At 63.5% G+C, this 26,179-nt stretch carries 26 protein-coding genes; 5 read left to right on the top strand and 21 right to left on the bottom strand.

All coding sequences use genetic code 11. The annotated features are described in order from the left end of the window. Positions 1-87: 87 nt before the first annotated feature. The 3 genes from E2A64_RS01855 (at position 88) to E2A64_RS01845 (ending at position 1,115) form a co-directional block, all read left to right on the top strand. Entirely contained in the window at positions 88-522 is a 435-nt protein-coding gene (locus tag E2A64_RS01855; RefSeq protein WP_133282744.1) for an acyl-CoA thioesterase, read from the top strand. After that, entirely contained in the window at positions 519-731 is a 213-nt protein-coding gene (locus E2A64_RS01850) for a SlyX family protein (protein ID WP_133282743.1), read from the top strand. Before E2A64_RS01855 ends, E2A64_RS01850 begins: the two co-directional genes overlap by 4 nt. A 90-nt stretch (positions 732-821) precedes the next feature. Beyond that, a complete protein-coding gene (locus E2A64_RS01845; RefSeq protein WP_244598113.1) occupies positions 822-1,115 on the top strand; it encodes an ArsR/SmtB family transcription factor in 294 nt (97 codons plus the stop codon). Here the strand turns inward: E2A64_RS01845 and E2A64_RS01840 are convergent. From E2A64_RS01840 to E2A64_RS01825, 4 genes are all read right to left on the bottom strand, one after another. Beyond that, positions 1,088-2,323, bottom strand: a complete 1,236-nt coding sequence (locus E2A64_RS01840) for an acetate/propionate family kinase (protein ID WP_133282741.1) — start codon at positions 2,321-2,323, stop codon at positions 1,088-1,090. The genes E2A64_RS01845 and E2A64_RS01840 overlap by 28 nt on opposite strands. Then, positions 2,320-3,279 carry a bifunctional enoyl-CoA hydratase/phosphate acetyltransferase gene (locus E2A64_RS01835; RefSeq protein WP_244598112.1) on the bottom strand — a complete coding sequence of 320 codons (960 nt, stop codon included), beginning with the start codon at positions 3,277-3,279 and terminating at the stop codon, positions 2,320-2,322. The genes E2A64_RS01840 and E2A64_RS01835 overlap by 4 nt, the downstream gene beginning before the upstream one ends. Positions 3,280-3,411: 132 nt before the next feature. Next, on the bottom strand, positions 3,412-5,013 hold the full coding sequence (xseA, locus tag E2A64_RS01830) for an exodeoxyribonuclease VII large subunit (protein WP_133282739.1): 1,602 nt from the start codon (positions 5,011-5,013) through the stop codon (positions 3,412-3,414). A 281-nt stretch (positions 5,014-5,294) separates the two neighbouring features. After that, on the bottom strand, positions 5,295-6,311 hold the full coding sequence (locus tag E2A64_RS01825; RefSeq protein WP_133282738.1) for an NAD(P)-dependent oxidoreductase: 1,017 nt from the start codon (positions 6,309-6,311) through the stop codon (positions 5,295-5,297). A 66-nt stretch (positions 6,312-6,377) separates the two neighbouring features. On the opposite strand from E2A64_RS01825, the gene E2A64_RS01820 reads away from it, so the two are divergent. Then, on the top strand, positions 6,378-6,812 hold the full coding sequence (locus E2A64_RS01820) for a pyridoxamine 5'-phosphate oxidase family protein (RefSeq protein ID WP_133282737.1): 435 nt from the start codon (positions 6,378-6,380) through the stop codon (positions 6,810-6,812). Positions 6,813-6,901: 89 nt separating this feature from the next. Here the strand turns inward: E2A64_RS01820 and rpiB are convergent, their stop codons facing one another. The 5 genes from rpiB to guaA all read right to left on the bottom strand — a co-directional run bounded on the left by rpiB (position 6,902) and on the right by guaA (position 13,294). Next, the gene (gene rpiB, locus E2A64_RS01815) at positions 6,902-7,345 is read right to left on the bottom strand and encodes a ribose 5-phosphate isomerase B (protein WP_133282736.1); all 444 of its coding nucleotides are present in this window, start codon (positions 7,343-7,345) and stop codon (positions 6,902-6,904) included. Between the two features lie 51 nt (positions 7,346-7,396). Next, complete coding sequence (locus tag E2A64_RS01810) at positions 7,397-8,428, bottom strand: ABC transporter permease (protein WP_133282735.1); 1,032 nt, start codon at positions 8,426-8,428, stop codon at positions 7,397-7,399. Further along, positions 8,418-9,977: a sugar ABC transporter ATP-binding protein gene (locus E2A64_RS01805; RefSeq protein ID WP_133282734.1), complete on the bottom strand. Its 1,560-nt coding sequence runs from the start codon at positions 9,975-9,977 to the stop codon at positions 8,418-8,420. Before E2A64_RS01805 ends, E2A64_RS01810 begins: the two co-directional genes overlap by 11 nt. Further along, a complete protein-coding gene (locus tag E2A64_RS01800; protein WP_133282733.1) occupies positions 9,974-11,065 on the bottom strand; it encodes a substrate-binding domain-containing protein in 1,092 nt (363 codons plus the stop codon). Before E2A64_RS01800 ends, E2A64_RS01805 begins: the two co-directional genes overlap by 4 nt. Before the next feature lie 654 nt (positions 11,066-11,719). Continuing rightward, positions 11,720-13,294 (bottom strand): glutamine-hydrolyzing GMP synthase, encoded by a 1,575-nt coding sequence (guaA, locus tag E2A64_RS01795; protein ID WP_133282732.1) that lies wholly within the window; start codon positions 13,292-13,294, stop codon positions 11,720-11,722. A 155-nt stretch (positions 13,295-13,449) separates the two neighbouring features. Here guaA and E2A64_RS01790 point away from each other — a divergent pair, with 155 nt between their 5' ends. After that, positions 13,450-13,938 carry a YciE/YciF ferroxidase family protein gene (locus E2A64_RS01790; protein ID WP_133282731.1) on the top strand — a complete coding sequence of 163 codons (489 nt, stop codon included), beginning with the start codon at positions 13,450-13,452 and terminating at the stop codon, positions 13,936-13,938. Positions 13,939-14,012: 74 nt separating this feature from the next. On the opposite strand, the gene E2A64_RS01785 is transcribed toward E2A64_RS01790, so the two are convergent. From E2A64_RS01785 to queG, 12 genes are all read right to left on the bottom strand, one after another. Then, positions 14,013-14,648, bottom strand: coding sequence for a 5'-methylthioadenosine/S-adenosylhomocysteine nucleosidase (locus E2A64_RS01785; RefSeq protein WP_133282730.1), 636 nt, complete (start codon positions 14,646-14,648; stop codon positions 14,013-14,015). Continuing rightward, the gene (locus tag E2A64_RS01780) at positions 14,645-15,094 is read right to left on the bottom strand and encodes a PaaI family thioesterase (protein WP_133282729.1); all 450 of its coding nucleotides are present in this window, start codon (positions 15,092-15,094) and stop codon (positions 14,645-14,647) included. The genes E2A64_RS01785 and E2A64_RS01780 overlap by 4 nt, the downstream gene beginning before the upstream one ends. A gap of 117 nt (positions 15,095-15,211) precedes the next feature. After that, positions 15,212-15,661: a TspO/MBR family protein gene (locus E2A64_RS01775; protein ID WP_133282728.1), complete on the bottom strand. Its 450-nt coding sequence runs from the start codon at positions 15,659-15,661 to the stop codon at positions 15,212-15,214. A gap of 55 nt (positions 15,662-15,716) precedes the next feature. Then, entirely contained in the window at positions 15,717-17,006 is a 1,290-nt protein-coding gene (locus E2A64_RS01770) for an RsmB/NOP family class I SAM-dependent RNA methyltransferase (protein ID WP_133282727.1), read from the bottom strand. 108 nt (positions 17,007-17,114) lie between these two features. After that, on the bottom strand, positions 17,115-18,716 hold the full coding sequence (locus tag E2A64_RS01765; RefSeq protein ID WP_133282726.1) for an ABC transporter ATP-binding protein: 1,602 nt from the start codon (positions 18,714-18,716) through the stop codon (positions 17,115-17,117). Beyond that, complete coding sequence (locus E2A64_RS01760; protein WP_133282725.1) at positions 18,713-19,576, bottom strand: ABC transporter permease; 864 nt, start codon at positions 19,574-19,576, stop codon at positions 18,713-18,715. The genes E2A64_RS01765 and E2A64_RS01760 overlap by 4 nt, the downstream gene beginning before the upstream one ends. Beyond that, entirely contained in the window at positions 19,573-20,523 is a 951-nt protein-coding gene (locus E2A64_RS01755) for an ABC transporter permease (protein WP_133282724.1), read from the bottom strand. Before E2A64_RS01755 ends, E2A64_RS01760 begins: the two co-directional genes overlap by 4 nt. Before the next feature lie 72 nt (positions 20,524-20,595). Then, positions 20,596-22,083 (bottom strand): ABC transporter substrate-binding protein, encoded by a 1,488-nt coding sequence (locus E2A64_RS01750; RefSeq protein WP_206662411.1) that lies wholly within the window; start codon positions 22,081-22,083, stop codon positions 20,596-20,598. A 17-nt stretch (positions 22,084-22,100) separates the two neighbouring features. Then, positions 22,101-23,411, bottom strand: a complete 1,311-nt coding sequence (locus tag E2A64_RS01745) for an acetylornithine deacetylase/succinyl-diaminopimelate desuccinylase family protein (protein ID WP_133284207.1) — start codon at positions 23,409-23,411, stop codon at positions 22,101-22,103. Positions 23,412-23,496: 85 nt separating this feature from the next. Next, entirely contained in the window at positions 23,497-23,868 is a 372-nt protein-coding gene (locus E2A64_RS01740) for a septal ring lytic transglycosylase RlpA family protein (protein ID WP_133282723.1), read from the bottom strand. Positions 23,869-24,119: 251 nt separating this feature from the next. Continuing rightward, positions 24,120-25,004 (bottom strand): SDR family NAD(P)-dependent oxidoreductase, encoded by an 885-nt coding sequence (locus tag E2A64_RS01735; RefSeq protein ID WP_133282722.1) that lies wholly within the window; start codon positions 25,002-25,004, stop codon positions 24,120-24,122. After that, positions 25,001-26,179, bottom strand: coding sequence for a tRNA epoxyqueuosine(34) reductase QueG (queG, locus tag E2A64_RS01730; RefSeq protein ID WP_244598111.1), 1,179 nt, complete (start codon positions 26,177-26,179; stop codon positions 25,001-25,003). The genes E2A64_RS01735 and queG overlap by 4 nt, the downstream gene beginning before the upstream one ends.

Below are 26,179 nucleotides of genomic sequence, written 5' to 3'. Positions count from 1 at the left end.
CAGAATGAATCGGCCACAGGAACGCGCCCTGCCGATTTCTGCCACGGACGCCGCCCTTCACCGCCGACACAAGGACATGCCGCCACGATGGATCGCACCCCACCTTCAAGCCGTGCCGACTACACGCTCTTCAGGCCGCTGCAGACGCGCTGGGCGGACAACGACATCTACGGGCACATGAACAATGTGACCCACTACGCGCTTTTCGACACGGCGATCAACGGCTGGCTGATCGAGGAAGGCCTGCTCGATCCCGGAAACGGCAATCCGATCGGGCTGGCGGTGGAAACGGGGTGCCGCTATCACGCCGAAACCGCCTTTCCGGACCGCATCACCGCGGGAATCGGGACTGAGCGGCTGGGGACCTCGTCGGTGGTCTATGCAGTCGGGCTTTTCCGCAATGACGAGGAAAAAGCACTTGCCGACGGGCGCTTCGTTCATGTCTATGTCGACCGCCACAGCCGCCGCCCCGTCGCCCTGCCGCCCGAATGGCGGGACAAACTAGGAGAACTCGTCACATGAGCACACTATCCGAAGAGAGGCTTGTCCGGCTTGAGGAACTGACCGCTCACCAGGCGGAGACGATCGAGGACCTTTCGGGGCAGGTGGCGCGGCAATGGGCACTGATCGAGCGGCTGAAGCGCCAACTCGATGACATGACCGACCGGTTCGAGACGCTCGAAGACACGGCCATCGCGCAGGCGCCGACACAGAAGCCGCCGCACTGGTAAGCACCGTTGAAAACAGATCGCGCCGCGGTATATTTAGCCTCGCGAATTTAACGAGGTTCGAAAATGCTCCACGCACAAGAAATGTTGGAAATGGAACCGCGCATGGCGGAAGCCGCGCGGTTGATGGAAATGCTGTCCCAGCCGGTGCGGCTGAAACTGCTCTGCATTCTGCTCGACGGCGAGCAGAGCGTGCTCAGGCTGGCTGACGAGACGGGCCTGTCCCAGCCCGCCATGTCGCACCACCTGCGCAAGCTGCGCGAAGCGGATCTCGTTGCCACGCGCCGCGAAGCACAGACGATTTATTACTCGCTCAAGGGCGGAGCCGTGCGCTCGGTTCTCGAAGTGCTGCACGAACTCTATTGCAAGCCTGCAGCCGCCGCCTGACCATCCGCACTGTTGTCCCGCCCCCCCAGCAGCCCCCAGCAGTCGCGCGCAATCACCAGTTCCTCGTTGGTGGGAATGACCGCGACCGCAACCTTTGAATCCGGCGTCGAGAAGACCGCCTCCCCGCTCGCATTGCGGTTCAGGTCATCGTCCCACTCGATCCCGAGCCAGGAGGCCGAGGCGCAGATCCTCCGACGGATGTCGGGTGAGTGTTCGCCGATACCCGCGGTGAAGACCAGCGCGTCGATGCCGCCGAGCGTTGCGGCCAGCGAACCGATTTCGCGATTGGCGCGGTAGCAGAAATGGTCGATCGCGAATCTTGCCTCCTTCCGGTCGCTTGCCAGGAGTTCGCGCATGTCGCTGCTGATTCCCGACAAACCGAGGAGTCCGGACTGCCGGTAGAGGAGGCGGGTCAGCTCCTCCGCATTCATGCGCTTTTCCTGCATCAGGTACAGAAGGACGCCGGGATCGATCTGGCCGCAACGGGTGCCCATCGGCAGGCCGTCGAGCACGCTGAATCCCATCGTTGTGGCGACGCTGCGGCCGCGCGACATGGCGCAGAGGCTGGCCCCGCTGCCCAGATGCGCGACGATGACCCGGCCCATGCCGGCGTCTCCCAGAAGCGGAGCAAGCCGCGAGGCGATATAATCGTAGGAGAGACCGTGAAAGCCGTAGCGCCGCACACCTTCGGCCGCGAGTTCCGCAGGCAGGGCGAAGACGCTCTCGATCTCGCTTCGTCCCGCATGGAAGGCGGTGTCGAAGCTGGCGATCTGGGCAAGCTCCGGATGGAGCCGGGCGAGCGCGTCGATGGCGTCGAGATTGTGCGGCTGGTGCAGGGGCGCCAGCGGCGTGAGCGCTCGCAGATCGTCTCGGAGACTGTCATCGAGAATCGCCGGAGCGACATGATCCTTTCCGCCATGGACGACACGATGGCCGGCCGCGACCAGTTCCAGCCCGTCGAGATGCTCCTCTATCCAGTCGAGGAGGTGGCCGAGCAGCTCTTCGTAAGTGACACCTGACGGAAAGCTCCTGGCGGCCAGCGCCTCGCCTTTTGCATTCTCCGCATCGAGCCGCGCCCGGACGCCGATCCCCGAAATTTTGCCGCCGCAGACGAGATCCGCGGCCGAGGGGTCGCGCTCGAATGCGAAGATCGAGAACTTGATGCTCGACGACCCGGAGTTGAGGACGAGGATGGCAGGCGTCGTCATGCCGGTTTCCTTGCCTTCGCCGCGGCAAGGAGAACCGCGATAGCGGCGGAACTCACTCTCGCGGCGGCCTTGTCGGCGCGGCTTGTCAGCATGATCGGCACGCGGGCGCCGAGAACGATGCCGGCCACCCGCGCGCCGGCGAGGTATTCGAGCTGCTTGGCGAGCATGTTGCCCGCCTCGAGATCGGGCACGACGAGAACTTCCGCCCGGCCGGCGACGGGTGAGACGATCCCCTTGGCGGCGGCAGCCTCCAGCGCAACGGCATTGTCGAAGGCCAGCGGCCCGTCGAGCACGCCGCCGGTGATCTGGCCGCGATCGGCCATCTTGCACAGGGAGGCCGCATCGATGGTCGAGCGGATCGATTCCGTGACGGTTTCCACCGCCGAAAGAATGGCGACCAAGGGCACCGCGACGCCCAGGGCATGGGCGAGATCGATGGCGTTCTGGATGATGTCGCGCTTGTCCGACAGCGTCGGATAGATGTTGATGGCAGCGTCGGTGACATAAAACGGCTTGGGGAAGCCCGGCACGTCGATGACGAAGCAGTGGCTCATCCGGCGCGCGGTCCGCAGACCCAGTTCCGGGTGGAGAACCGCCTTCATGACCTCGTCGGTATGAATTGCTCCCTTCATCAGCGCACCGACGCGCCCCTCACGGGCAAGCGCCACCGATTTCGCCGCAGCCGCGTCGGAATGCTCGCAATCGACGATTTCGAAATGGGCGATATCGAGCCTGGCACTGGCGGCGGCCTCGCGAATGCGGGCCGAGGGACCGACGAGCAACGGGATGACAAGGCCCTGCCCGGCGCATGCAATCGCACCCTGCAAGGAGAGCGCATCGACCGGATGGACGACGGCGGTCGGCAGCGGGTCCTGCGCCTTGGCCATCTGCAGAAATCTGGCGTGCCCGGGTCCGAGTTCCCTGGCGGCCTCGGGGGCGACGGTTTCGGCGTTCATCGGAGAGTTCCCTGCAAATTCCTGGCGGAGCGGTTGAGCGTCATTGTCTGCATATGCAAAGGGTGCGCCTTGACCGGAATCAAGGCACGGCCGAACCGTCCGGACGAGCGGCATTGCGAAACCGCTCGCGCCCTAGTCGAAGAGCGAACCCTGACGGACGGGCCTGGCTTGCGCCTCCCCATCCGAGGCAGGCTTTTCGCGGGCCGGCTTCTTCGGAGCGGGCCGAGCCTTGCCGGCCGATCCGGCGGCGACAGCGGAGATGTTTCCGTCCTGGAATTCGATATTCACCGCCTGCCCGGCGGACAGCGACGCGGCGCTCGAGACGAGTTCGCCGGCATCGTCGCGCACCAGGGCGAAACCTCGGGCCAGTACGTTCTTGTGCGACAACGAAGCCAGCATGCGGGTCTGCTGCGACACCGCCCTGCGGCGATCGTTGAGAAGCCTGGCAATCGCGGCGTCGGCGCGGCGGCCCTGATCGGAAAGGCGGCGCGTTTCGCGCTCGATCCCGGTTTCGAGACGGCGCGGCAGACCTGCCAGCAGGGCCGATGGCCGTTCCAGGCGGTTGCGGCGGCGCTCCTGGGCGCGGTCAGCGGCATTGCGGCAGCGGCCGATCCGGTCGTTGAGCCCGAGGCGCTTCTCGCGAATGGCCGAAATCAAGGTAAGCGGGCTGATCCGGCTTGCCTGTCGTTCGTAGCGGCGGCGGCAATTGGAAGTATTGTGCGCGAGTGCCTTGCCGAGAAGATCGCCGGACCTGTCGAGGCGCTGGCGCGGCATGGCAAGCAGGCTGTCGAGCGTCGGCAAGGCACGCGACAGGGCTCTCAGACCGTCCTTCTTGCGGTCGAGGAGACGTGTTTCGGCGCCCTTGAGACGAGCCGAGAGATTGGCGAGCATGGCCTCGAGTTCGGCCTTCACCGGAACCGCCATTTCCGCCGCACCCGTGGGCGTCGGCGCGCGGCGGTCGGCCGCGTGGTCGATCAGCGTCCAGTCGGTTTCGTGACCAACGGCGGAAACGAGCGGAATATCGGAAGCCGCAGCGGCGCGGACGACGATCTCGTCGTTGAACCCCCAGAGATCCTCCAGACTGCCGCCGCCGCGGGCGACGATGATGAGATCCGGCCGCGGGATCGGGCCGCCTTCCGGCAAGGCATTGAACCCGTTGATCGCGCCGGCGACTTCCACACCGCAGCTTTCCCCCTGAACCCGCACCGGCCAGACGACGACATGGAGCGGGAAGCGATCGGAAATACGGTGGAGAATATCCCTGATGACCGCTCCGGTGGGCGATGTCACCACGCCGATGACGCGCGGCATATAGGGCAGAAGCTGCTTGCGCCCCTCGTCGAACAGGCCCTCGCCGGCAAGCTTCTTGCGGCGCTCCTCGAGCAGCGCCATCAAAGCGCCGGCACCGGCAGGCTCCATCTTCTCGACGACGATCTGGTAGCGCGACTGGCCCGGGAAGGTGGTGAGCTTGCCGGTGGCAATCACTTCAAGCCCTTGTTCGGGATGAAATTGCCAGCTCGACACGACGCCCTTCCATGCCACCGCCGAGAGAACCGACTTGTCATCCTTGAGATCGAAATAGAGGTGGCCGGAGCCCGGGCGGCTCAGGCGCCCGACTTCGCCGCGCACGCGGACGTGGCCAAAGGCATCCTCCACCGTGCGGCGGAGGGCGCCGGAAAGTTCGGTGACCGTGAACTCAGCTGCGTTGGAGGGCGATTCGTCGAATATCGTCATGGATAGGACTTCCGCATGTTCGCAACCTCGGCGTCAAGCCGGAGCGCGCCCGGCAGACCAGGGACGCCGCGTCTTACCGCCGATCCGGACACCGGCGGCGGATCCGCGATCCCTTATACATATCTGGTAATTTTCTGCATTTCAGCCCATCAGCCACCGACGGCGTGGGCGTCTGTGGCTGATGGGCGCTGGAAGCAAAGGGGGCTTCCTGAAAAGGAAACGGCAAGGCCGGCAACCTCGCGAGAGGCGCCGGCCCGATTTTTGAACCCGGAGGATAAGGCTCAGGACTTCTTCGGGGTCATGTCGGCGCCGCTGAGCTTGCCGACGAAGACCGGGAGGTGCGGGATATAGTCTTCCGCACCGTCGCCACCGGTCGACACCGCCATGGCGAAGGCATTCTTCACGGCGTTGCCGATGGGATTTGCCACGCCAGCCGCGTCGGCCATGGATTCGAGATAGGTCATGTCCTTGCGGGCATTGGTGAGCGTGAACTTGTGCGCCTCGCGGTTGCCCTCGAGCGTGTAGCCCATGAAGGTCTGGTAGAAACCGCAATCCATCCGGCTGCCGCGGATGACGCTGTCGAAACGCTGGGGCGAGATGCCTACCTTCTGCGCCAGCGTCAGCGCCTCGGCGTAAAGCGCGCCGTAGCCGAGCGAGAGGAAGTTGTTCAGGAGCTTCATCTTGTGGCCGTCCCCCACGCCGCCGATGTGGACGATCTTGCCGGCCCAGGTGTCGAGAACCGGGCGAATGCGCTCGAGTACGTCATCCCTTGCGCCCACCATCGTGTCGAGCGCGCCTTCCCAGGCTTCCTTCGGCGTACGTCCGAGCGGCGCATCGACATAGTCGACGCCCATCTCCTCGAGTTCCGCGGCAAGCGCGAGGGTGGAATTGGGCTCGGCGGTCGAGCAGTCGACGATCACCGCCCCCTTTTTCAGGCCGGCCTTCAGGCCGTTCTCGCCGCGAATGATCTCCTCCACCTGGCGCGAACCGGTAACGCAAAGAAAGATGATCGACGAGGCCGCGGCGATCTCCTTCGCCGATTTCACTTCCGTGGCGCCGCGCGCGACGACGTCCTCGATCGGCTTGCGGTTGCGGTGACCCATGACTGTCAGCTGATAGCCGGCTTCGACGATGTTCTTGGCCATGCCGTGCCCCATGAGGCCCAGCCCGATGAAGCCGATCGTTTCCTGTGTCTGTGTCATGATGATTGTCTCCCTCCATCTCATACAACTCACTCTCGCTTCATACAGGCAGCGGGCAAGAATCCCGAAGGGTTTTTCGACCCGTCGCGCAACCATTGGCCGCGGCTCTCCGTTGAGCGGACCTGACACAAGGTTCAGCTTGATAAAAACGGAGAGACAAGAATGGCCGACCTCACACTGCAAGACCTCGCCAAGCACATGCGCAAGATCGACTTCGGCATGCTGACCACCAGGACGAAGGGTGGAGCGCTCGGCAGCCGGCCGATGAGCAATAATGGCGAGGTCGAATATGACGGCGACAGCTACTTCTTCACCGATGCATCGACGACGACCGTCTCCGACATCGAGGAAGATGACAATGTGGGCCTGACCTATACCGGTACCCCGGGCATTCTCGGCGCGCCGCCGATCTTCATCGCCATGGAGGGCAAGGCCAGGCTGATCCGCGACAAGGCGCAATTCGCAGCCCATTGGCACAAGGCGCTGGACCGCTGGTTCGAGGAAGGCGTGGACACGCCCGGCCTGGTCATGATCCACGTCAACGCCAAGCGCATCCATTACTGGGACGGCATGGATTCAGGCGAAGTGATCCTGTAATTCTCGTCCCGCCCGAACCAACGGAAAGAGGCGGACCAGACGGCCCGCCTCTTTCGCTTTTCGGTTGGGTTGACGCCGAAATGTGTTGCCTACATCGACTTGAGCATGTCCACGCGAAAACCGTGGACGTCGGCGATGAAATCGGTCGCGAAAAACGCCTTGAGGCAATCGCGTGCCACCCAGGTGCCGGTCGTCTGCGCGCCGAGGCACAGGACGTTCGCGTTGTTGTGTTCGCGCGCGAGCCGTGCCCCGAGCGAATCATGGACCGGCGTCGCCCGGATCTCCTTATAGCGGTTGGCCGCGATGCTGATGCCGAGACCGCTGCCGCAGACCAGCACGCCCCACGCCGCCTCGCCGTCGATGATCGCCTTGGCAACCTTGCGGGCATAATCGGGATAGTCGACCGCATCGCTGCTGTCGCAGCCGAAATTGATGACGGTGTAGCCCATCTCTTCCAGGTCCGCCTTCAGGATGAACTTGAGATCGTGGGCGACGTGATCGTTACCCATCGCAACGACTTTGGAATTCGACATTTTACATTTCTCCGCATGTGATTGGATTGGCTGAAATCGAGTGACCCCGTCTCATCGCTTGCTCTTCGGGCCGAGCGTGTAGCTCATCAGGAGGGCCACGCCGAGCAACAGGCCCTGGACGAAGGTCTGGGCGTAGTAGGGGAAATTGAACATGGTCAGACCGTTGATGAGCGTCGCGACGAAGACGGCGCCGATCAGCGTGCCGAAGGCGTTTGCCCGGTTGGCGCCGAGGACCGCATAGCCGACCAGCGCGGCAGACACCGCCTGCAGGAGGTAGGCGTCGCCCACCGACACGTCCCCGCGATTGGAACGGGCGACAAGCAGCAGGCCGGCCACCGCCGACAGAAGACCCGACAACAGGTAGGCGATGATGCGATAGCGCCGGACCGGAATCCCGACCGCCGCCGCTGCAACCGGATTGCCGCCGATCGCATAGAAGATGCGCCCCCATTTCGTCAGGTTGAGCAGCGCGAAGACGGCAAGGAACACGAGCCCGGCGACAATGACGGACGAATGGACGCCGAAGACGTAGCCGGAGCCGAGCCACTTGAAGATCGGGGCAAAGGTGCCGGTCGCCGAGGTGGTGCCGAGAGACATGCCCTCCGAAATGGACTGGCCGTTGACGGCGAGCAGCGTGGTGCCGCTGACCAGAAACTGCGCCGCAAGCGTGGCGACGAGGTCCGGAATGCGGGCATAGACGATCAGCATCGCATTGAGCAGGCCGGCGAGCAGGCCTGCCGCCAAACCGAGCAGGATCGCGACCGGGCCGCTGAACCCGTATATCACCATCGCGCCGGCAGCGACCATGACGACGAGGCTCATTGTCGCCCCGACTGCGAGATCGAAACCACCCACTGTCATGGAGATGGTGCAGCCGAGCCCGACCACCGCGACGATCGCCGAGGCCTGGAGGATGAACATCGCATTGGCAAACGTGCCGAAGAAGGGATGGGCGATCGAGAACACCACGATCATCAGGGCAAGAACCACCAGGAGGCCATAGCGGTAGATGAAATGGGTGATAGCGTCCTTGCTGTAAGGCGTTGCCCTTTCGGCGGGCGAGGATTGGATATCAGTGGACACTGTTTGTCTCCATAGTGGTGGGATGCGCCTGCGATGGGGGTGCGGCGCTCATGATGTCGGCAAGCTGTTCGGCGGAAATCTCCGACGATGCGATGTCGCAGACGATTTCGCCGTCACGCATGACGAGGACCCTGTCGGCGACTTCTATGACCTCTTCGGGATCCGAACTGCAGACGATGACCGCAGTGTTCTCGCTGTAGGCGCGCAGCGCCTTGGCGATCACGGAGCGGGCGCCGATGTCGATCCCGCGGAACGGTTCATCGAGGATCATGACCTCGCGCTCATCGGCGAGCCAGCGGCCGACGAGGAGCTTCTGCTGGTTTCCGCCCGAGAGAGCCTCGATCGGCGCCTCGTGGCCCGGACAGCGGACATGAAAATCCGATATCACCTTCCTGGCGAAGGCGACTTCCTCGCTTCGCTGCATGATGCCGGCGGTAGAGAACCGGTCCAGGCGCCCGATGCTGGCGTGGGTCGTCAGCTGCTCGCCGGGGAAAATGGACTGGGCGGCCCGCTCCTCGGGAACCATGGCGATCCCGTGCGCAAGCGCGTCGGGCTGGTCGCGGGGCTCGAACGGCTGGCCGAGAAGCTCCAGTTTTCCGGAGACGAGCGGGCGGGCGCCGTAGAACTGCTCCAGAAGCTCGGTCTTGCCGGCGCCGACCAGTCCCGTGAGCCCGACGATCTCGCCGCGCCGGAACGACACGTCGAAGGCCGGACCGTGACGGGAAACGCGCAAGCCCTCGCCACTGAGAACGGTCTCCCGTCCTGTCCGCGATTCGAAGGCCGGGGCAAGAGCGATCTCGCCCAGAATGGACACGGTGATCGCACGCGCATCCAGCGGCGCGTCATGGTTCGACACGACCTGGCCGTTGCGCAGGACGACGGCCCGATGGCAGAGACGCTGGATGTCGCTCATCCGGTGCGAGACGTAGAGGATGGCAATGCCGCGCGCCTGCATGGCGGCGACACGCTCGAACAACCGCTCGGATTCACGCGCTGACAAAGTGGATGTCGGTTCATCGAGAATGAGAAGCTTCGGCTTCTTCACCAGGGCCCTGGCGATCGAGACCTCCTGCCGTCCGCTTGCGCTCAACTGCTCGACGGGGACATCGAGCGGCAGGTCGAAATCCAGTTCCTCGAGAATTGCCGCCGCCTGCCGTCGGACACGCCCGTAGGGCATCCACGGATTGCCACCGGCGACCGACAGGTTGTCGAGCACGAGGTTTTCGGCAACCGTCATTCCGAAGACCACGCCGTCGTCGATGTTCTGGTGGACCGTGACGATACCGCAGTCGCGGGCATCGACCGGGCTGTCGAGCGTCTGGGGGACGCCTTCGATCAGGATGTCTCCCCCGGTCTGCGGCTGCATGCCGGAGAGGATCTTGATGAGGGTCGATTTGCCGGCTCCGTTGGAGCCGAGCAGACCCAGCGTCTCACCATGCCTCACCTCGAAGGTGACACCCGCGAGCGCGACTGTCCCTCCGAAATGTTTGGTGATCGCTTCAAACCGGACCAGCGGAAGGCTGTCGGCCGGAGCGGTCATGTCCGTCATTCGACCGCATCCATCCACGGGGCGCGGGAGACCTCGGGAGTGGTCAGCGCCGAGAACGCCTTGCGCAGCTCCTCGACATTCTGGACCTTGGCATCGCGCAACTCGGCCTGCGTGATGACCGCCGGCGTGATGCTGAGCGTGTTGCCCTCGAGCTGGCCGGCAATCTTGGCCGCGGTCGTGCGAAGGATGACCGCGCCGACATTGACCATGTCCGTGGTGGCTGTCACCACCCAGGGGCTGTTCTCGCCGACCATCACGGCGATGTCGGCGGTCGAAATGTCCATTCCGTAGACCTTGGTCTTGGACTGGCGTCCGAGTTCGCCCACCGCGAGCGAAGCACCCTTGGCGAATTCATCATATGGCGCGACGATGGCGACCACATCCGGATTGGCCGTCATGGCGGCGCGCGCCTGGTCGGCGGTCTGGGCCGCGGTGTTGGAGTTGACCACACCGATCTGCGCGACCAAGTTCAGTCCCGGGTTCTCGGCAATGAACTCGCGCCAGACGGTATCGCGACGATCGAGCGCCTGATAACCGGGAACGTAGACGTAGATGACATCGCCCTTGATATCGCCGCCGCCGAGATCTTCCTTCAGCTTTTCGAGGATGCCGGCCATCATGGGCTTGTCGCCCTGATCGATGGTCACGAAGTCGTCGGAGGGCTGAGCGCCCACGTCGAAGGTGATGACGGGAATATTTGCGGCCTTGGCAGCTTCCAGGCCGGGGGCCAGACTGTCGACGAAACCCCAGCCGACGATGATGGCGTCGGGCTTGGTCGCGACCGCCTGCTGAAGAAACAGCGCCTGCTTGGCGTTTTCGCCGTCGGCATTGTAGACGTCGAGCTTGATGCCCAGGCGATCGGCCTCAGACTCGATGCCGGCGATCCAGTTCTGGTAGACGTCGCCGGTATTGAGCTGGCGCACGACGGCGATGCGGACGTTCTTCTCGGCGAATTTCGCCGGAACCTCATCTGTCGCCGAAGCGGAAATCGTGGCGGGCACCCCTTCCTGCGCGAAAGCTGCATGCGGGGTTGCGAGCAGTACAGCGGACGCCACCAATGTGGCAAAGAACGATCGGTTGATTTTCATCTTTACTCCTCCGGTTGATGAAAACCCGAATAATTCAATTTATTTTTTTCACGTATTACCCTCCCGCTTTCCTCGAAAGGCAGGAAATTATACGTTTCAGCCATGCGTATATGCGCCGGAAAAACGCGAGCGCTTCACGGTATACATTTCGCTTTAGGCAAAAAACTGAATCTTTTCGGCGACACTCCTCCAAAGCGCCGAGAAAAACTTAAACGGAGAATTGGCCGCGTGTCAATCTGGTAATTACCAGAAAATCCACAATGATATGCTGATAAGCGCCACGGCCCTGTCCGACCAACATAAGCGCCACTCACCGGCTCCACCTGCCTTCGCCAGTCATCCGTGACGCGCGACGCGGGCGCACTGGCGCCGGAGGAGATATCGAAGAGGGCAAGCGACCGTGTTTCCGGCGTTATCCGGAGCGGGATCTCCCTACGGAACACGAGAGAAAACAGAGATGCGGCCTTTCAGCCACGCAGCGTCATATCCACTCGCCACTCTGGGTCTTGTCGTCTGGCCCGTCGCTCCGGCCCCTTTTCCGCTGCAGGAAAGCCGGCTGCGTGAAACCGGGTGCCGCCATGAAGACACTTGCTTCAAACAAAAGGCCGGCGTGGTTTAACCGCGCCGGCCCGATTCGGTACTTTGCCCGTCACCTCATTCCCACTCGATGGTGCCGGGCGGCTTGGAGGTGATGTCGTAGGTGCAGCGGTTGATGCCCTTGACCTCGTTGATGATCCGGGTCGCGGTCTCGCCGAGGAAGTCGTGGCTGAAGGGATAATAGTCCGCCGTCATGCCGTCGACCGAGGTCACCGCGCGCAGCGCGCAGGCATAGTCGTAGGTGCGGCCATCGCCCATCACGCCGACCGTGCGGACCGGAAGGATCGCCACGAAGGCCTGCCAGATGGCGTCATAGAGGCCGTGCCTGCGGATCTGGTCGATGAAGACCGCGTCGGCCTTCCTGAGGATGTCGAGCTTCTCGCGGGTGATCTCGCCCGGGCAGCGTATGGCAAGGCCCGGTCCGGGGAAGGGATGCCGTCCGATGAAGTGTTCGGGCAGGCCGAGCTCGCGGCCGAGTTCGCGGACCTCGTCCTTGAAGAGTTCGCGCAGCGGCTCGACGAGCTTGAGGCCCATCTTTTCGGGAAGGCCGCCGACATTGTGGTGGGACTTGATGGTGACCGAGGGGCCGCCCGAGAAGGAGACGCTTTCGATCACGTCGGGATAGAGCGTGCCCTGGGCGAGAAATTCCGCGCCTTCGATCTCGCCGGCATAACGCTGGAAGACATCGATGAAGAGCTTGCCGATGATCTTGCGCTTGGTTTCCGGGTCGGAAACGCCTTCCAGCTCGCCCAGGAACAGATCCTGCTCCTCGGCATGAATGAGCTGCATGTTGTAGTGGTCGCGGAACATTGTGACCACTTCCTCCGCCTCGTTGAGGCGCAGAAGGCCGTGATCGACGAAGACGCAGGTCAGCTGATCGCCGATCGCTTCGTGGAGAAGGACGGCCGCAACCGAGGAATCCACGCCGCCCGACAGGCCGCAGATGACCTTCTTGTCGCCGACCTGCTCGCGGATCTTGGCGATCGCTTCCTCGCGATAGGCGCCCATGGTCCAGTCGCGCTTGCAGCCGGCGATCTTGACGAAGTTCTCGTAGAGCTTCCTGCCGTTCGGCGTGTGGTGGACTTCCGGATGGAACTGCACCGCGTAGAAATGGCGCGAGACATCCGCGGTAACCGCAAAGGGCGCGTTGGGCGAGGTGCCGTAGACCTCGAAGCCCGGCGCGATCTCGCTGACATGGTCGCCATGGCTCATCCAGACCTGTTCGCGATCGGTCTCAAACCAGCCCTCGAGAAGATCGAGCCTGTCGTTTTTCGGCGTGACGAAGGCACGGCCGAACTCAGCCGTCATGTGCCCGCTCTCCACCTTGCCGCCGAGCTGGTACATCATTGCCTGCTGGCCGTAGCAGATGCCGAGAACCGGAACACCGAGTTCGAACACCTTCTTCGGCGGCAGCGGCGCGCCCTCCGCGAACACCGAGGCAGGTCCGCCCGACAGGATCACGGCCTTTGGACGCGCCTGGTCGAGATAGTCCTCGGTGACGTTGTTGAAGGGATGGATCTCGCAGTAGACGTTCAGCTCACGCAGACGACGGGCGATCAGCTGGGTGACCTGACTTCCGAAGTCGATGATGAGGACGAATTCGGGATGAGAGAGTTCGAACGTATCAGTCATGGACAGCGCTTACGCCAATGTGAGGAAGGATTCAATTCCCGCGTTGCAGCATAACACACAAAAGGCAGCGGCGGCTCGGAACAAGGGACGGTGACGCACGTTCTAGGGGCGTGGGAACGGACCCCTGCAACCGCAACCCCCGGAGGGAGAAGAACATGGCTATCAACAATCTGGACGACCTGTTCGAGCACACGCTCAAGGACATCTACTTCGCCGAAAATCACATTCACAAAAGCCTGCCGAAAATGATCGAGAAGGCGTCCAACGCCTCGCTGGCCAAATTGTTCAAGGACCATCGCGAGGAAACGACCGGGCAGATCGAACGGCTGGAAAAGGTCTTCGAAATTCTCGGCAAGAAGCCGTCGGGCGAGGAATGCCCCGCCATCGAGGGCATTGTCGAGGAAGCCGAGGAGCTGATGGACGAGGTCAAGGATGGCGCCACGCTGGATGCCGCCCTGATCGCGGCCGCGCAAGCGGTCGAACACTACGAGATCACGCGTTACGGCACGCTTCTGACCTGGGCCAAGGAACTCGGCCATGACGACGTGATCCCGCTTCTGCGCGACACGATCGACCAGGAAAAGAGCGCCGACGACAAGCTCTCGCGCCTCGCGGAAGACCGGCTCAACAAGAAAGCCGCCTGAACCCCGCCGCCTCTTGACCCAAGAGGTCAATTCAACCCCGCTTCGGCGGGGTTTTCCTTGTCGGTCGGAAACGTTCAGGAGGCGATGCGGCCCGCCTGGATATCGGCGCGAAGATGGTCGATGGCCGCCGCCAGGTTCTCGTCGACGACGTGGAGATACTGCGCCCAGTCATCGTAGTGATGAAGCTCGCCCGCGCCGTCGGAGATGCCGCGCAGGCAGATCGCGGGCACGCCACGCTCCATGCAGGCGCGAACGACCGCGAAACTTTCCATGTCCACCATGTCGGCATCGATCGCGTCATAGGCATTTCCCGACACGATATTGGCCCCGGTGGAGAGACGTGCCGAAGGCACGCCGGAAATCTGGTAGGGCAGCACGATATCGGCCGGCAGGTCGAGAAAGGGCGTGCAGCCCTTTTCGAACCCGAGCGGCGAGGCATCCATGTCGCGGTAGGACACACTTGTCGCCTGGTACACCCTGCCTTGCTCAAGCCTCCGCGCTCCGGCGGAGCCCAGCGAAACGACGAGATCCGGCCGGTCGGAGATCAGCGCGGCGGTGGTATTGATCGCCGCCTCCACCGGACCGACGCCGATGAACTGAGGATCGAAGCGTTTTCTGAGATGGTCACCATATTCAGCCGCCACCGCCATGACGAAGAGTACGCGGGTGCCGGCGATATCGACAGCGAGATCGTGATCGGGCGAGGTCATCCGTCGAGCCCTTCCCTTCCACGCACCACCATGAGCGTCCCCGTCATCGATGCGATGAGCTTGGCCGGACCGTCGCCAATCGCATAGGCTCGCCCGTCGGACACGATGATGTTGGAGCCGGGCTTGGTCACCTCGCCGCGAAACAGAAAGCGTTCACCGCGACCGGGCGAGAGAAGGTTGATCTTGAATTCGATGGTCAGCACCGCGGATTCCTCAGGCATGACCGACAGCGCCGCATAGCCGCAGGCGGAATCGAGCACGGTGGAGAGAATGCCCGCGTGGAGAAAGCCGTGCTGCTGGGTGAGGGCATCGGAATACGGCATCTCGATCTCGACCATGCCGTAGTCGACATTGGTCAGTTCGGCGCCGATCGTCCGCATGACGTTCTGGCGGGCGAAACTCTCCCTCACACGCTCGCGGAACCGGGTGCTTGGCGGCTGATCCATATGCTTCGGTCTTCCAATCCTGCCGAGCCGCCCTCGGCTCTTCGCACGTGCGAAAGTGCCAATGGCGGGGCAAAACCGCAAGTGGGAATATAAGGCCGCATGGCCGCGGCCGGGTCATCAGCCGTTGAGCTGCTGGATCATGATGTTGAGATAGGCTGCGAATGCCACCCACACCGCGTAAGGCAGGAACAGGAGCGACGCCACGCGGTCCCGGTTCCAGCTGGAGACGATGAAACTGACGATCGCGCAGAACATCAGGACGATGACGATGATCGCCCAGCCGGGCTTGTGGGCGACGAAGAAGACCGGAGACCAGAGGAAGTTCAGGATCATCTGGATGAACCAGAGGCGGACGGGCGTTTCGAGATCCTTGCTCCAGACCCGCGCGCCGGCCACGGCTATCATCACGTACAGGATCGTCCATACCGGTGCGAAGACCCACGAAGGAGGGTTGAACGCCGGCTTGGCGAGGTGCTGGTACCATTGGTCGGGTGTCGAGACCGAGCCGATGAGCAGGCCGCCGCCGACGGTCAGGAGCAGGAACGCGATGAGAGCCTTGATACGCATATACCGACCTTCTTGTTATGGGCTTTTTAGCACAACGCTTAAATAGGCTTCAGGTTCAGGCCCTTCGCTTGAAAACAGAGAGAAAGAATCCGTCGGTCTCAGTCCGCGCCGGCGACAGCAGCAGGCCCGTCTTGTCGGCGGCGAGCGGCGCGTTCGTTTCCGCGCCCACCTTGTCGCTCCACAGCCTTGCGGCTTCGAGCGTTTCAAAGCCGGGATTGCGCGTGAGGAAGGCAGCCGTGCGGTCGGTATTTTCCTGCGGCAGAACCGAGCAGGTGACATAGGCCAGGACACCGCCGGGCTTCACGAAGGCTGCGGCCTTGTCGAGCACCTCATCCTGGTCGGCCATGCGGCTGGCGAGATTGTCCTCCGACAGCCGCCATTTGGCGTCGGGACGCCGGCGCCAGGTACCGGTACCGGTGCAGGGTGCGTCGATCAGAACGCGGTCCATCCTGCCTTTGAGCGGTGAAAGACCTTCCGCCGCCTCGATCAGCTGAACGTTCCGCACGCCGCCGCGCTTGAGCCGCTCGACCATCGGGGCGAGACGGCGGCGGTCGGAATCATAGGCGTGGATCTGGCCGGAATTTTCCATGCTTGCGGCCATGGCGAGGGTCTTGCCGCCACCGCCGGCGCAATAATCGAGCACCTGTTCGCCAGGCTGCGCGCCGGTCAGGAGGGCGGCCAGCTGCGAGCCTTCGTCCTGCACCTCGAACCAGCCCTTGGCGAAAGCCACCTCCGAGGTCGCCGCCGCCTGGCGGCGCGGGCCTTCGGGCGCGGGCACGCGGATACCATCGGGTGCAAAGCGGGTTTCGTGCGCGCCGGGTGCCTGGAGCCCGCGCAGCACCTTTTCGCGCCCGGCCTTCAGCGTGTTGACCCGCAGATCGAGCGGAGCGCGGCCGGCAAGCGCCTGCGCCTCGGCAAGCCAGGTCTCGCCAAAGGCAGCCTTGAAATGCCCGACCGTCCATTCCGGAATGTCGGCCTGGATGTGCTCCGGCGCGTCGCCCAGATCCTTGCCGATGAGGGTCGCAAGGTCTTCGGGTGATTTCAGCTCGGGCGCAAACTTGTCGCCGCCGAGTTCCCCGGCGAGGCTTTCTGGCGAAAAGTCCCATTGGCGCAAGAGGCTTGCGGTGACGAGCGACAGGGGCGCTTCGTCGTCCATCAGCCATGCGTGCGAGGCCTTCATGCGCAGGACGTCGAGCACGAGATTGGAGATTGCGGCACGGTCGCCGGAACCGGCGAAGCGATGCGAGGTGCCCCAGTCGCGCAAGGCGTCGGGCACCGGACGGTGACGCGCCGCGAGATCGGCCAGCACTTCCGCCGCCGCCTGAATTCGTCCGCCCAGACGCATGGTCAATTCTCCTACCGAAAAGTCGCGATCGTCACCGATCCTTTGTCACGTGCGCGGCTTGTGTCAGATACGACGCCCTCCGTCCACTTCCATCGCGAATATTCGGGCCTAGGCTTCCGCCGGCGCCTTGAGAACCGGTGTCGCCGCGATCAGCATCTTCGTGTAGGCGTGCTTGGGCGCGAGGAAGACTTCTTCGGTGGTGCCTTCCTCGACGATCCGGCCTTCCCGCATCACCATGACCCTGTCGGTAATCGAGCGGACGACGGACAGATCGTGCGAGATGAAGAGGTAGGAGACGCCGAGCCGGGTCGAGAGACTGGCCAGAAGATCGAGGATCTGCGCGCGGATCGAGACATCGAGCGCGGAGACCGCCTCGTCGAGCACGATCAGCGAGGGTTCGATGATCAGTGCCCGCGCGATGGCGATACGCTGGCGCTGGCCGCCCGAGAATTCGTGAATGTACTTGTCGGCGTCGGAAGCCTGCAGCCCCACCTCTTCAAGCGCGCGGGTGATCTTCGCCTCGCGCTCCGCGCCGGCCGGCGCGTTCTCGATCAGGTATAGCGGTTCGGCAACGAGACGTCGCACCGTGTGACGCGGGTTGAACGAGCCATAGGGATCCTGGAAGACCACCTGCACGCCGGCCCGCTGTCTCATGTCGGGGCCCGCCCCGGCTTGCGAGAAGACCCGGCCGTTGAGCAGGATCTTTCCGCCCTGAAGGCGGTCGAGCGCGAGAATGGCGCGGGCAAGCGTGGACTTGCCGCACCCCGATTCGCCGACAAGGCCGACATTCTCTCCCGGACGGATCTTCAGCGTCACGCTGTCGACGGCGCGGAATGGCCTGGACGCCTGAAACAGGCTTTTGCGCGGGCGGGCATATTCACGCACCACCTCGTCGACCGCGAGAACCGGCTCGCCGTCTGCATTGATGTGCGCCTCGCGCTTGGGCACATGGGCGGATGCCGAGAACAGCGCGCGGGTATAATCATGGCGCATCTCGCGGAAGACGGTGTCGGTCGGCCCGGCCTCCACGACCTCGCCGTGCCGCATGACCGCGATCTTGTCGGCCAGGTTGGAAATGACAGCCAGATCGTGGGTGATGAAGATCATGCCCATGCGATCCTGTTTCACCAGATTGCGCAGAAGATCGAGGATCTGCGCCTGGGTCGTCACGTCGAGCGCGGTTGTCGGTTCATCGGCGATCAGCAGTTTCGGTCTGAGTGCGATCGCCATGGCGATGGCCACGCGCTGGCGCTGGCCGCCGGAGAGTTCGTGCGGATAGCGATCGGGCGAGATCTTCTTCGGGTCGAGACCGACGCGATGCATCAGCGCGGCGGCACGTTCGCTGGCCTGGGCGCGCGAGCATTCGTTGTGGATCAGGATCGTCTCGGCGATCTGGTGGCCGATCGTATGGACCGGGTTGAGTGCGGTCATCGGCTCCTGGAAGATCATCGCGACGTCGCGCCCGCGCATCTTGCACAGCGCCTTTTCGTTCATCGCGCCGATACTGTTGCCGGCGACCTCGATCTCGCCGGCCCATTTTGCCGAACGCGGCAGCAGCTGCATGATCGAGAGAGCCGTAAGCGACTTGCCGGAGCCGGATTCACCGACCACGCCAAGGATCTCGCCGGCTTCGACCGAGAGATCGACGTCGTGAAGGATCGGAGTACCGCCGATCGAAAGCGCCAGGTTACGGACGGATAGAACGCTCATCCGCGAGACCTCCTGATGCGCGGGTCATGCAGATCCCGCAGGCCGTCGCCGAGCAGATTGAGGCCGAGAACGGTGAGCACGATCGCCAGCCCCGGAAACAGCGCCATGTGCGGGGCGAGGGAGATGAAGGTCTGCGCTTCGGCAAGCATGCGGCCCCAGGATGGTGTGGGCGGCTGCGCGCCGAGACCGACATAGGCGAGACCGGCTTCTGCGAGAACCGCGAGCGAGAACTGGATCGTTCCCTGCACGATCAGAAGGTTCATGAGGTTCGGCAGGATATGCTCGACCGATATCCGCGCCGCACCCTTGCCGGCCACACGCGCGGCCAGGATGAACTCGCGCGTCCAGAGGCTGAGTGCCGCCCCGCGGGAGAGGCGGGCAAAGACCGGAATGTTGAAGATGCCGATCGCGATGATCGCATTGATGGCGCCGGGTCCGAAGACCGCGGTGATCAGGATCGCGAGCAGCAGCGACGGAAAGGCGAAGATCAGGTCGTTGCCGCGCATGACGATCTCGTCGATCAGGCTGTTGCGGTTGGCCGCGGCATAAAGACCGAGCGGCACGCCGAAACCGATGCCGATCCCCACCGCAACGAAGGCGACGGCGATCGACACGCGCGCGCCAACCATCAGCATGGAAAAGACATCGCGGCCGAAATGATCGGTGCCGAACCAATGTTCGGTTGAAGGCCCCTTCAGCTTGGCAGCAATCTGCATCTTCTCCGGATCGAAGGGCGTCCAGACGAAGGAGACGAGGGCGGCCGCCACGAAAAGCGCGGTCAGCAGCAGGCCCGCGAGAAAGGCCGGATGGCCGAGGGCCGCGCGGATGAAACCGGTTTCCTGCTGGGAATGCCCGCTCATCGTGCCCTCCGTCTCAATCGGGGGTCGGCAACGGCATAGGCGATATCGACGAGGAAGGTAACGGCAACCACGGCAAAGACCAGAAGGATGATCACCGAGCGCACGACGATCAGGTCGCGCTGGGTTATCGCCTGGAACACGAGACGCCCGAGGCCGGGCAGGTAGAAGACGTTCTCGATAATGATGCCGCCTGCGAGCAGGAAGGAGAATTGCAGCCCGACTATGGTCAGAACCGGGATCAGGGCATTCCTGAGCGCATGGCGCCAGAGCGTCTGGCTGCGGGTGAGCCCCTTGGCGCGGGCGGTTCGCACGAAATCCTCGTCGAGCGTATCGAGAAGCGATGAGCGCATGACGCGGGCCAGGATGGAAGCTTGCGGCAATGCAAGCGCGATTGCCGGCAGGGTGAGCGCCTTCATGGCTTCGAGGAAGCCTGCGTCCCAACCGGGAAAGCCGCCGGCGGAGAACCATTGCAGATTGACGGCGAAGGCAAGCACCAGAAGCATGGCGAACCAGAAATTCGGGATCGCGACACCCAGCTGGGTAGCGCCGATCACCGCGAAATCGGCAGCGGTATTGCGGCGCGCGGCTGCAACCACGCCGGCCGGAAAGGCAATCAGCGTCGAGAGAAGCAGCGCATAGAGGGTCAGCGGAAGCGAGATCAGGATGCGGTCGCCGACGAGTTCGCTGACCGGTACCTTGTAGGTGTAGGAGAGGCCGAAATCGCCCTGCACCATGCCGATCACCCAGGCGAGGTAACGGGTCACCAGCGGCTGATCGAGACCGAGTTCGGAGCGGAGTGCTGCGACCGCCTGCGGGTCCGCATTGATGCCCATCATGAAGGAGGCCGGGTCGCCGGGAATGATCTCGGTGACCAGAAAGACCACGATGCTGGCGGCAATCAGCGTCAGCATCAGGGCAAGCAATCTGCGGAGCAGGTAAAGGGTCATAAGCGGGGCATCATGCGGGCGACGGAAAGCCGGTCGCGGCGGGTCTGGCAACCATGCGCGACCGGCTTGCCATCAGTCCTCCCAGTAGATCTGGGTCATGTCGTTGGCCTGGGTGGGGGAATTCTCCCACAGGCCCTCGATCTTGGCATTGGCGACGCCGGTCTTGGCGAGCTGGAAGAGATAGACGTTGACCGCGTCATCGGCGATCTTCTTCTGTGCCGCCTGCAACAGTTCCGTCCGCTTGTCGGGATCGGTCGTGTCGTTCAGCTCTTCCATGATCTTCTTGAACTCGGGATCGGCGTACTGGAAGTAGTAGTCGTCGCGGGCATAGATCCCGATATCCAGCGGCTCGGTGTGCGAGATGACCGTGAGATCGAAATTCTTGTCCTTGAAGACCTCCTGAAGCCACTGCGCCCATTCGAGATTGGTGATCTCGGTGTTGATGCCCGCTTCCTTGAGCTGGGCGGCGATGATCTCGCCGCCACGACGCGCATAGGAGGGCGGCGGCAGTTTCAGCGACAGGGTCAGTTCGGAGACACCGGCTTCCTTCAGAAGCTCCTGCGCCAATGCCGGATCGTAGGCAGACTGCTCGGTCAGATCGACATAGGCCGGGTTATGCGGCGCGAAGTGCGTGCCGATGGGCGTGCCGTAGCCGAACATGGCGCCGTCGATGATCGACTGGCGGTCGATCGCATGGCCGATTGCCTGGCGGACCTTGATGTTGTCGAGCGGCGGCTTCTTGTTGTTCATCGCGAGAATCGTCTCGCCCTCGGTGGAGCCAACGATCACCGAGAAGCGCGGATCGGCCTCGAACTGCTGGAGATTTTCCGGTGCGGGGAAATTCGGGAAGGCGTCGACATCGCCGGCCATGACGGAGGCGAAGGCTGCGGTCGGGTCGCTGATGAACTTGAAGGTCACCTTGTCGAGCTTGGCGGGCTCGCCCCAGTAGTCGGCATATTTCGTCAGGTCGACATGGTCGCCCTTCACCCAGTCCCCGAACTTGAAGGGACCGGTGCCGACGGGATTGGTGGCGTTGTTGTCCGCCGTTTCCGGCGCGACGATCACCGCATCGCCCCAGGCCATGTTGAACAGGAACGAGCCATTGGGTTCGGACAAGGTCACCTTGACGGTCTGCGGGTCGACAATTTCGACCTCGGCGATCTCGGCAAAAAGCGCCTTCTGGGCGTTGGTGGAATTCTCACCACGGGCGCGATCGAGCGAAAACTTCACATCCTCGGCGTCGAAAGCCGAACCATCGTGAAACGTCACCCCGTCCTGCAGGTGGAACGTGTAGGTCAGGCCGTCCTCGGAAATGTCCCAGGACCTGGCGAGGTCCGGAACCACTTCGCCGTCTGAATTGAAGCGCGTCAGCCCCTGGAAGATGTTGGCGTAGACCACCTCGTCGATGGCCGCGGCCGCACCGCCTGTCGGATCGAGGTTCGGCGGCTCGAGCACCATGCCGACGGAAATATCCGTTCTGGCGGCCTGGGCCGGCATGACTGCCAGACCGAGCGCCACTGCAAGCGCCGAGACGGCGGCGAGGGATTTCGACATGTTCATACAATTCTCTCCCTGGGTCACTGTGCCCGGTGCAGAAGATCGTCGATCGCGAGCGCCATGACGACGGCTGAATCCACCATGTCGTCGATCCCGACATATTCGTCGGGCTGGTGCGCGAGATCGAGTATGCCCGGACCGTAAGCGATACAGTCTTTCAACCGGCCGATGCGGTCAATATGCTTCTGGTCATAGGTTCCGGGCGACAGCACGTGAACGGGTTCGCAGGCGAGGACCTGCCTTATGCCGCGCTCGACGGCGCTGACCACCGGCGCGTCCTTGCTCGTCACGGTCGGCGGCGTGTGCCAGAGCTCCTTGAGATCATAGCGGAAATTGTCGCGCTCGGAGCGAACCTTCTCGAGAAGATCGACAATCTCGGCGCGAACCTCGTCACCCTTTTCCTCCACCAGATAACGGCGATCGATGATCATCCGGGCCGAGTCCGGCACGCAGGCCGACGGAAAACCGGTGAACCCCTCTTCCGGTTCGGCCTGGCCGCCATGGAAGGAGTTGATGTTCATGGTCGATTGCCGCGCGCCTTCGGGCACGATCGGCATGTCGGTGCGACGGGCTGCGAGTGTCGGGAACAGGCTCTTTTCCATCTCGCCCAGGACCGCGCCCATGTGGCGGACGGCGCAATCGCCCAGGAACGGCATCGAGCCGTGGGCGATATGGCCGTGCGTGGTGATCTCGCCCCACCAGACGCCACGATGGCCGAGACAGATACGGTCCTTGTTCAGCGGTTCGGGGATGATGACGTGCTGAACCCGCTCAGGCGAGAAATAGCCTTGTTCGGCAAGCCAGGCGACACCGCCGAAGCCTCCGGTCTCCTCGTCGGCGGTGCCGGAAATTTCGATGGCGCCGGGGAAATCCGGAAACGCGGCGATATAGGCTTCAGCCGCGATGATGGAGGCTGCGAGTCCGCCCTTCATGTCGCAGGCGCCACGACCGTAGATCTTGCCGTCGGATACTTCCCCGCCGAAGGGATCGAAGGTCCAGCCGGCGCCGGTCTCGACGACGTCGATATGGGAATTGAAATGGATGCAGGGACCGGGACCTCGGCCTTCCTTGCGCGCAATGACATTCCAGCGCGGATAGCGCTCGCTGTCGCCCGGCGTTCCTTCAGCGCGCAGGAGCTTTATCTCGAAGCCCCTGGCGCCCAGACGCCTGCCGAGAAACTCGCAGATATCGCGATAATTCTCGCCGGGCGGATTGAGCGTGGGAATGCGCAAGAGATCCCGGGTCAGTTCGACCAGGTCGTCGCGGCGCTCTTCGATTTCTTTCTTGAGGAGTGCGAGGCGGCCATCGGCGGCCTCGCGAGTGGCATGCATGTCGTTCATGCCGCCGATCCTACAGTCGGCAGACGATCCGGCAAGCTATAAATTTGCTTGCCGGATCGCCGACAGGTTGCTGCCTCTACGACAGAACCTTGAAGCAGACATTGGCCACGCCCGAATTGACCATTCCGAGGTGACTTGCCGCCGCCTTGGACACGTCGAGCACACGGCCGCGGATGAACGGGCCCCGGTCGTTGACGCGTACGACAACGGACTTGCCGGTCTTGCGGTTGGTGACCTGAAGCTTGGTGCCGAAACGCAGCGAACGATGGGCTGCCGTCAGCTTTGAGGGGTCCATGCGTTCACCCGAGGCGGTCTTGGAATGAAGCGCGTACCATGAGGCCTTGCCACAGCCGTTGTCGGCAAGGGAGGGCGCCGCGGAGGCGGCGAGAAATACGAGCGATGCGGTGACAGGCGCCGCGACGCGCGCGATCGATGCGAGAGATTTCATTGACTGTGTTACCCAGAGCGGGCGCATTCCGGAGGCGGTTTCCGGCTCTCGGAGAGCTCAGGAAACGGCCGATGCGCCGAACCACGTTTCCGGCAAGGCTGGCCCATCCGGGCCGCTGGCAAAGCCTTGGCTTGCCTCGATTGCCGGCCCGTCCCCCAAGGACGGACGAGAAGCCGGGTAGGGGCGGAACGTGACCAAAAAGTGTTCCGCCGTTCACTTGCCGTTTCAGACTGTAACTTTATCGCCTGCCGTCAGTCCTGCCAGGTACCCTCGGACCAGAGCGCGGCGAGGGCCGCGCGGTAGTCCGGATAGCGGAACGCATAGCCCGCTTCCTTGATGCGGGCATTGGAGACGCGCTTGTTCTCCCCGTAGAAGGAACGCGCCATGGGGGAGAGATCGGCGGTCTCGAAATCTGTTTCCGGCGGAAGGCCGAAGCCGGAAATCCGGGCTGCTTCCTCGACCACGTCCTGCGGCGGAGCCGGCTTGTCGTCGGTGACGTTGAAGACGCCCGGAACCTGCCCGCGCGCAAGCATGGTGGTGGCGCCGGCGATATCGGCGACATGGATCCGGTTGAACACCTGGCCGGGCTTGACGAGACGCCGTGCCTTGCCAGCCGCGAGATTGACGAAGCCGTTGCGACCCGGACCATAGATGCCCGAAAGCCGGATGATGGCCAAAGGACGACCTGCACCGGCTGCCGCAAGCCGCCAGTCTTCCTCTGCGGCCAGCCGTGCCTTCGAACGGCCGGAGACGGGGCGGCATTCCGCATCCTCGTCGATCCAGCGCCCGTCATGATCGCCGTAGACGCCGACGGTGGAAAGATAGCCGACCCATTGGAGCGCCGGGAAGACCTGCGAAAAGCGGCCCTTGAGGTTTTCGAGCACCGGGTCGCCCGAACCGGTCTCGGCCTGATGGTCGGGCGCGATCGACTGGACCAGATGGGTGGCCGATGCCATGGCGGCGGCCAGTTCGTCGCTGATCGCGCCGTCATGGATCAGGGATTTGGCCCCGGTCGCCTCGATCAGGGCGCGCTTGCCCTCCGATCGCGTGGTGCCGATGGCGCTTTCACATTCCGGCGCCAGTTCGGAGAGAATCGCGCGGCCTGAAAAGCCTGCGCCGAGAACGAGAAGTTTCATTGCGGTCGTCCTGTGGGTTCGAGACCGGCACGCCATTCGGCGGCAATTTCGGGCTCGGTTTCGTTCACCGCAGCTTCGGCGAGCGTTGCGAATTCATGGTGCGGCAGAAGCCTGGAAAGCGCCCAGACAGCCATGCCGCGCACCAGCGGGCTGGGATCGGAAAGATGAGCCCTGACGGGTTCGACGAGCGCATGTTGCCCGCTGTTGCCTGCCGCGATCAGCACGTTGCGAATGAAGCGGTCGCGACCGATCCGCTTGATCGGCGAGCCTGAAAAGAAGGACCGGAACGATGCGTCGTCCAGCGCCAGAAGCTCGGCCAGCGGCGGAGCTTCGAGATCGTGCCGCGCGGCAAGCTTGGCCTCGTTCGTCTGCCCGGCGAACTTGTTCCAGGGACAGGCGGCGAGACAATCGTCACAACCATAGATGCGGTTGCCCATGGCGCGCCGGAATTCGTGCGGCACCTGCTCCTTCGCCTCGATCGTGAGATAGGAGATACAGCGCCTCGCATCGAGCTGGTAGGCTGCGGGGAAGGCGTTTGTCGGGCAGATGTCGAGGCAGGCACGGCAGGACCCGCAATGATCCTTTTCCGGCATATCCGCCGGGAGTTCCAGGGTCGAAAAGATCGCGCCGAGGAAAAGCCAGGAGCCGCAGTCGCGGCTTACGAGATTGGTATGCTTGCCCTGCCAGCCCAGCCCCGCAAGCTCCGCCAGCGGCTTTTCCATCACCGGCGCCGTATCGACGAAAACCTTCACGTCGCCGCCGAAACGGGCGACCAGCCGGCCGGCGAATTCCTTGAGCCGACCCTTGATGAGATCGTGGTAATCGCGGTTGCGGGCGTAGACCGAAATCGCCGCCCGGTCCTTGCGCCCGAGAAGCTCGAGCGGATCGCCCTGCGGCCCGTAGTTCATCCCCAGCATGACGACGGAGCGGACCTCGGGCCAGAGATTTCGCGGATTGGCACGTTCGTCCGCCCTGTCGGCAAGCCACTCCATGGATCCGTGGCGGCCGAGCGCGAGAAATTCCCTTAGCCGGCTATCTGTCTTTGTCAGCCGGGAGGGATCGGCGACGCCATGAGCCGAAAAGCCAAGCCGGGCCGCTTCGGCGGCGAGGAACCGGTTCAGTCGCGCAGGATCGATGGTTCGCGGCAGGCCAGGTATGTCCGCCTCTGCCGCCAC

The sequence above is a fragment of the Pseudohoeflea suaedae genome (genome assembly GCF_004354915.1).
GTDB classification, from domain to species: domain Bacteria; phylum Pseudomonadota; class Alphaproteobacteria; order Rhizobiales; family Rhizobiaceae; genus Pseudohoeflea; species Pseudohoeflea suaedae.
This window is presented reverse-complemented; position numbering and strand designations above follow the sequence as displayed.

Excerpts from the sequence above, each read along its gene's own strand:
- E2A64_RS01855 (WP_133282744.1), top strand. The coding sequence starts at position 88 with ATGGATCGCACCCCACCTTCAAGCCGTGCCGACTACACGCTCTTCAGG.
- E2A64_RS01850 (WP_133282743.1), top strand. The coding sequence starts at position 519 with ATGAGCACACTATCCGAAGAGAGGCTTGTCCGGCTTGAGGAACTGACC.
- E2A64_RS01845 (WP_244598113.1), top strand. The coding sequence starts at position 822 with ATGGAACCGCGCATGGCGGAAGCCGCGCGGTTGATGGAAATGCTGTCC.
- E2A64_RS01840 (WP_133282741.1), bottom strand. The coding sequence starts at position 2,323 with ATGACGACGCCTGCCATCCTCGTCCTCAACTCCGGGTCGTCGAGCATC.
- E2A64_RS01835 (WP_244598112.1), bottom strand. The coding sequence starts at position 3,279 with ATGAACGCCGAAACCGTCGCCCCCGAGGCCGCCAGGGAACTCGGACCC.
- xseA (WP_133282739.1), bottom strand. The coding sequence starts at position 5,013 with ATGACGATATTCGACGAATCGCCCTCCAACGCAGCTGAGTTCACGGTC.
- E2A64_RS01825 (WP_133282738.1), bottom strand. The coding sequence starts at position 6,311 with ATGGTTGCGCGACGGGTCGAAAAACCCTTCGGGATTCTTGCCCGCTGC.
- E2A64_RS01820 (WP_133282737.1), top strand. The coding sequence starts at position 6,378 with ATGGCCGACCTCACACTGCAAGACCTCGCCAAGCACATGCGCAAGATC.
- rpiB (WP_133282736.1), bottom strand. The coding sequence starts at position 7,345 with ATGTCGAATTCCAAAGTCGTTGCGATGGGTAACGATCACGTCGCCCAC.
- E2A64_RS01805 (WP_133282734.1), bottom strand. The coding sequence starts at position 9,977 with ATGACGGACATGACCGCTCCGGCCGACAGCCTTCCGCTGGTCCGGTTT.
- E2A64_RS01800 (WP_133282733.1), bottom strand. The coding sequence starts at position 11,065 with ATGAAAATCAACCGATCGTTCTTTGCCACATTGGTGGCGTCCGCTGTA.
- guaA (WP_133282732.1), bottom strand. The coding sequence starts at position 13,294 with ATGACTGATACGTTCGAACTCTCTCATCCCGAATTCGTCCTCATCATC.
- E2A64_RS01790 (WP_133282731.1), top strand. The coding sequence starts at position 13,450 with ATGGCTATCAACAATCTGGACGACCTGTTCGAGCACACGCTCAAGGAC.
- E2A64_RS01785 (WP_133282730.1), bottom strand. The coding sequence starts at position 14,648 with ATGACCTCGCCCGATCACGATCTCGCTGTCGATATCGCCGGCACCCGC.
- E2A64_RS01780 (WP_133282729.1), bottom strand. The coding sequence starts at position 15,094 with ATGGATCAGCCGCCAAGCACCCGGTTCCGCGAGCGTGTGAGGGAGAGT.
- E2A64_RS01775 (WP_133282728.1), bottom strand. The coding sequence starts at position 15,661 with ATGCGTATCAAGGCTCTCATCGCGTTCCTGCTCCTGACCGTCGGCGGC.
- E2A64_RS01770 (WP_133282727.1), bottom strand. The coding sequence starts at position 17,006 with ATGCGTCTGGGCGGACGAATTCAGGCGGCGGCGGAAGTGCTGGCCGAT.
- E2A64_RS01765 (WP_133282726.1), bottom strand. The coding sequence starts at position 18,716 with ATGAGCGTTCTATCCGTCCGTAACCTGGCGCTTTCGATCGGCGGTACT.
- E2A64_RS01760 (WP_133282725.1), bottom strand. The coding sequence starts at position 19,576 with ATGAGCGGGCATTCCCAGCAGGAAACCGGTTTCATCCGCGCGGCCCTC.
- E2A64_RS01755 (WP_133282724.1), bottom strand. The coding sequence starts at position 20,523 with ATGACCCTTTACCTGCTCCGCAGATTGCTTGCCCTGATGCTGACGCTG.
- E2A64_RS01750 (WP_206662411.1), bottom strand. The coding sequence starts at position 22,083 with ATGAACATGTCGAAATCCCTCGCCGCCGTCTCGGCGCTTGCAGTGGCG.
- E2A64_RS01745 (WP_133284207.1), bottom strand. The coding sequence starts at position 23,411 with ATGCATGCCACTCGCGAGGCCGCCGATGGCCGCCTCGCACTCCTCAAG.
- E2A64_RS01740 (WP_133282723.1), bottom strand. The coding sequence starts at position 23,868 with ATGAAATCTCTCGCATCGATCGCGCGCGTCGCGGCGCCTGTCACCGCA.
- E2A64_RS01735 (WP_133282722.1), bottom strand. The coding sequence starts at position 25,004 with ATGAAACTTCTCGTTCTCGGCGCAGGCTTTTCAGGCCGCGCGATTCTC.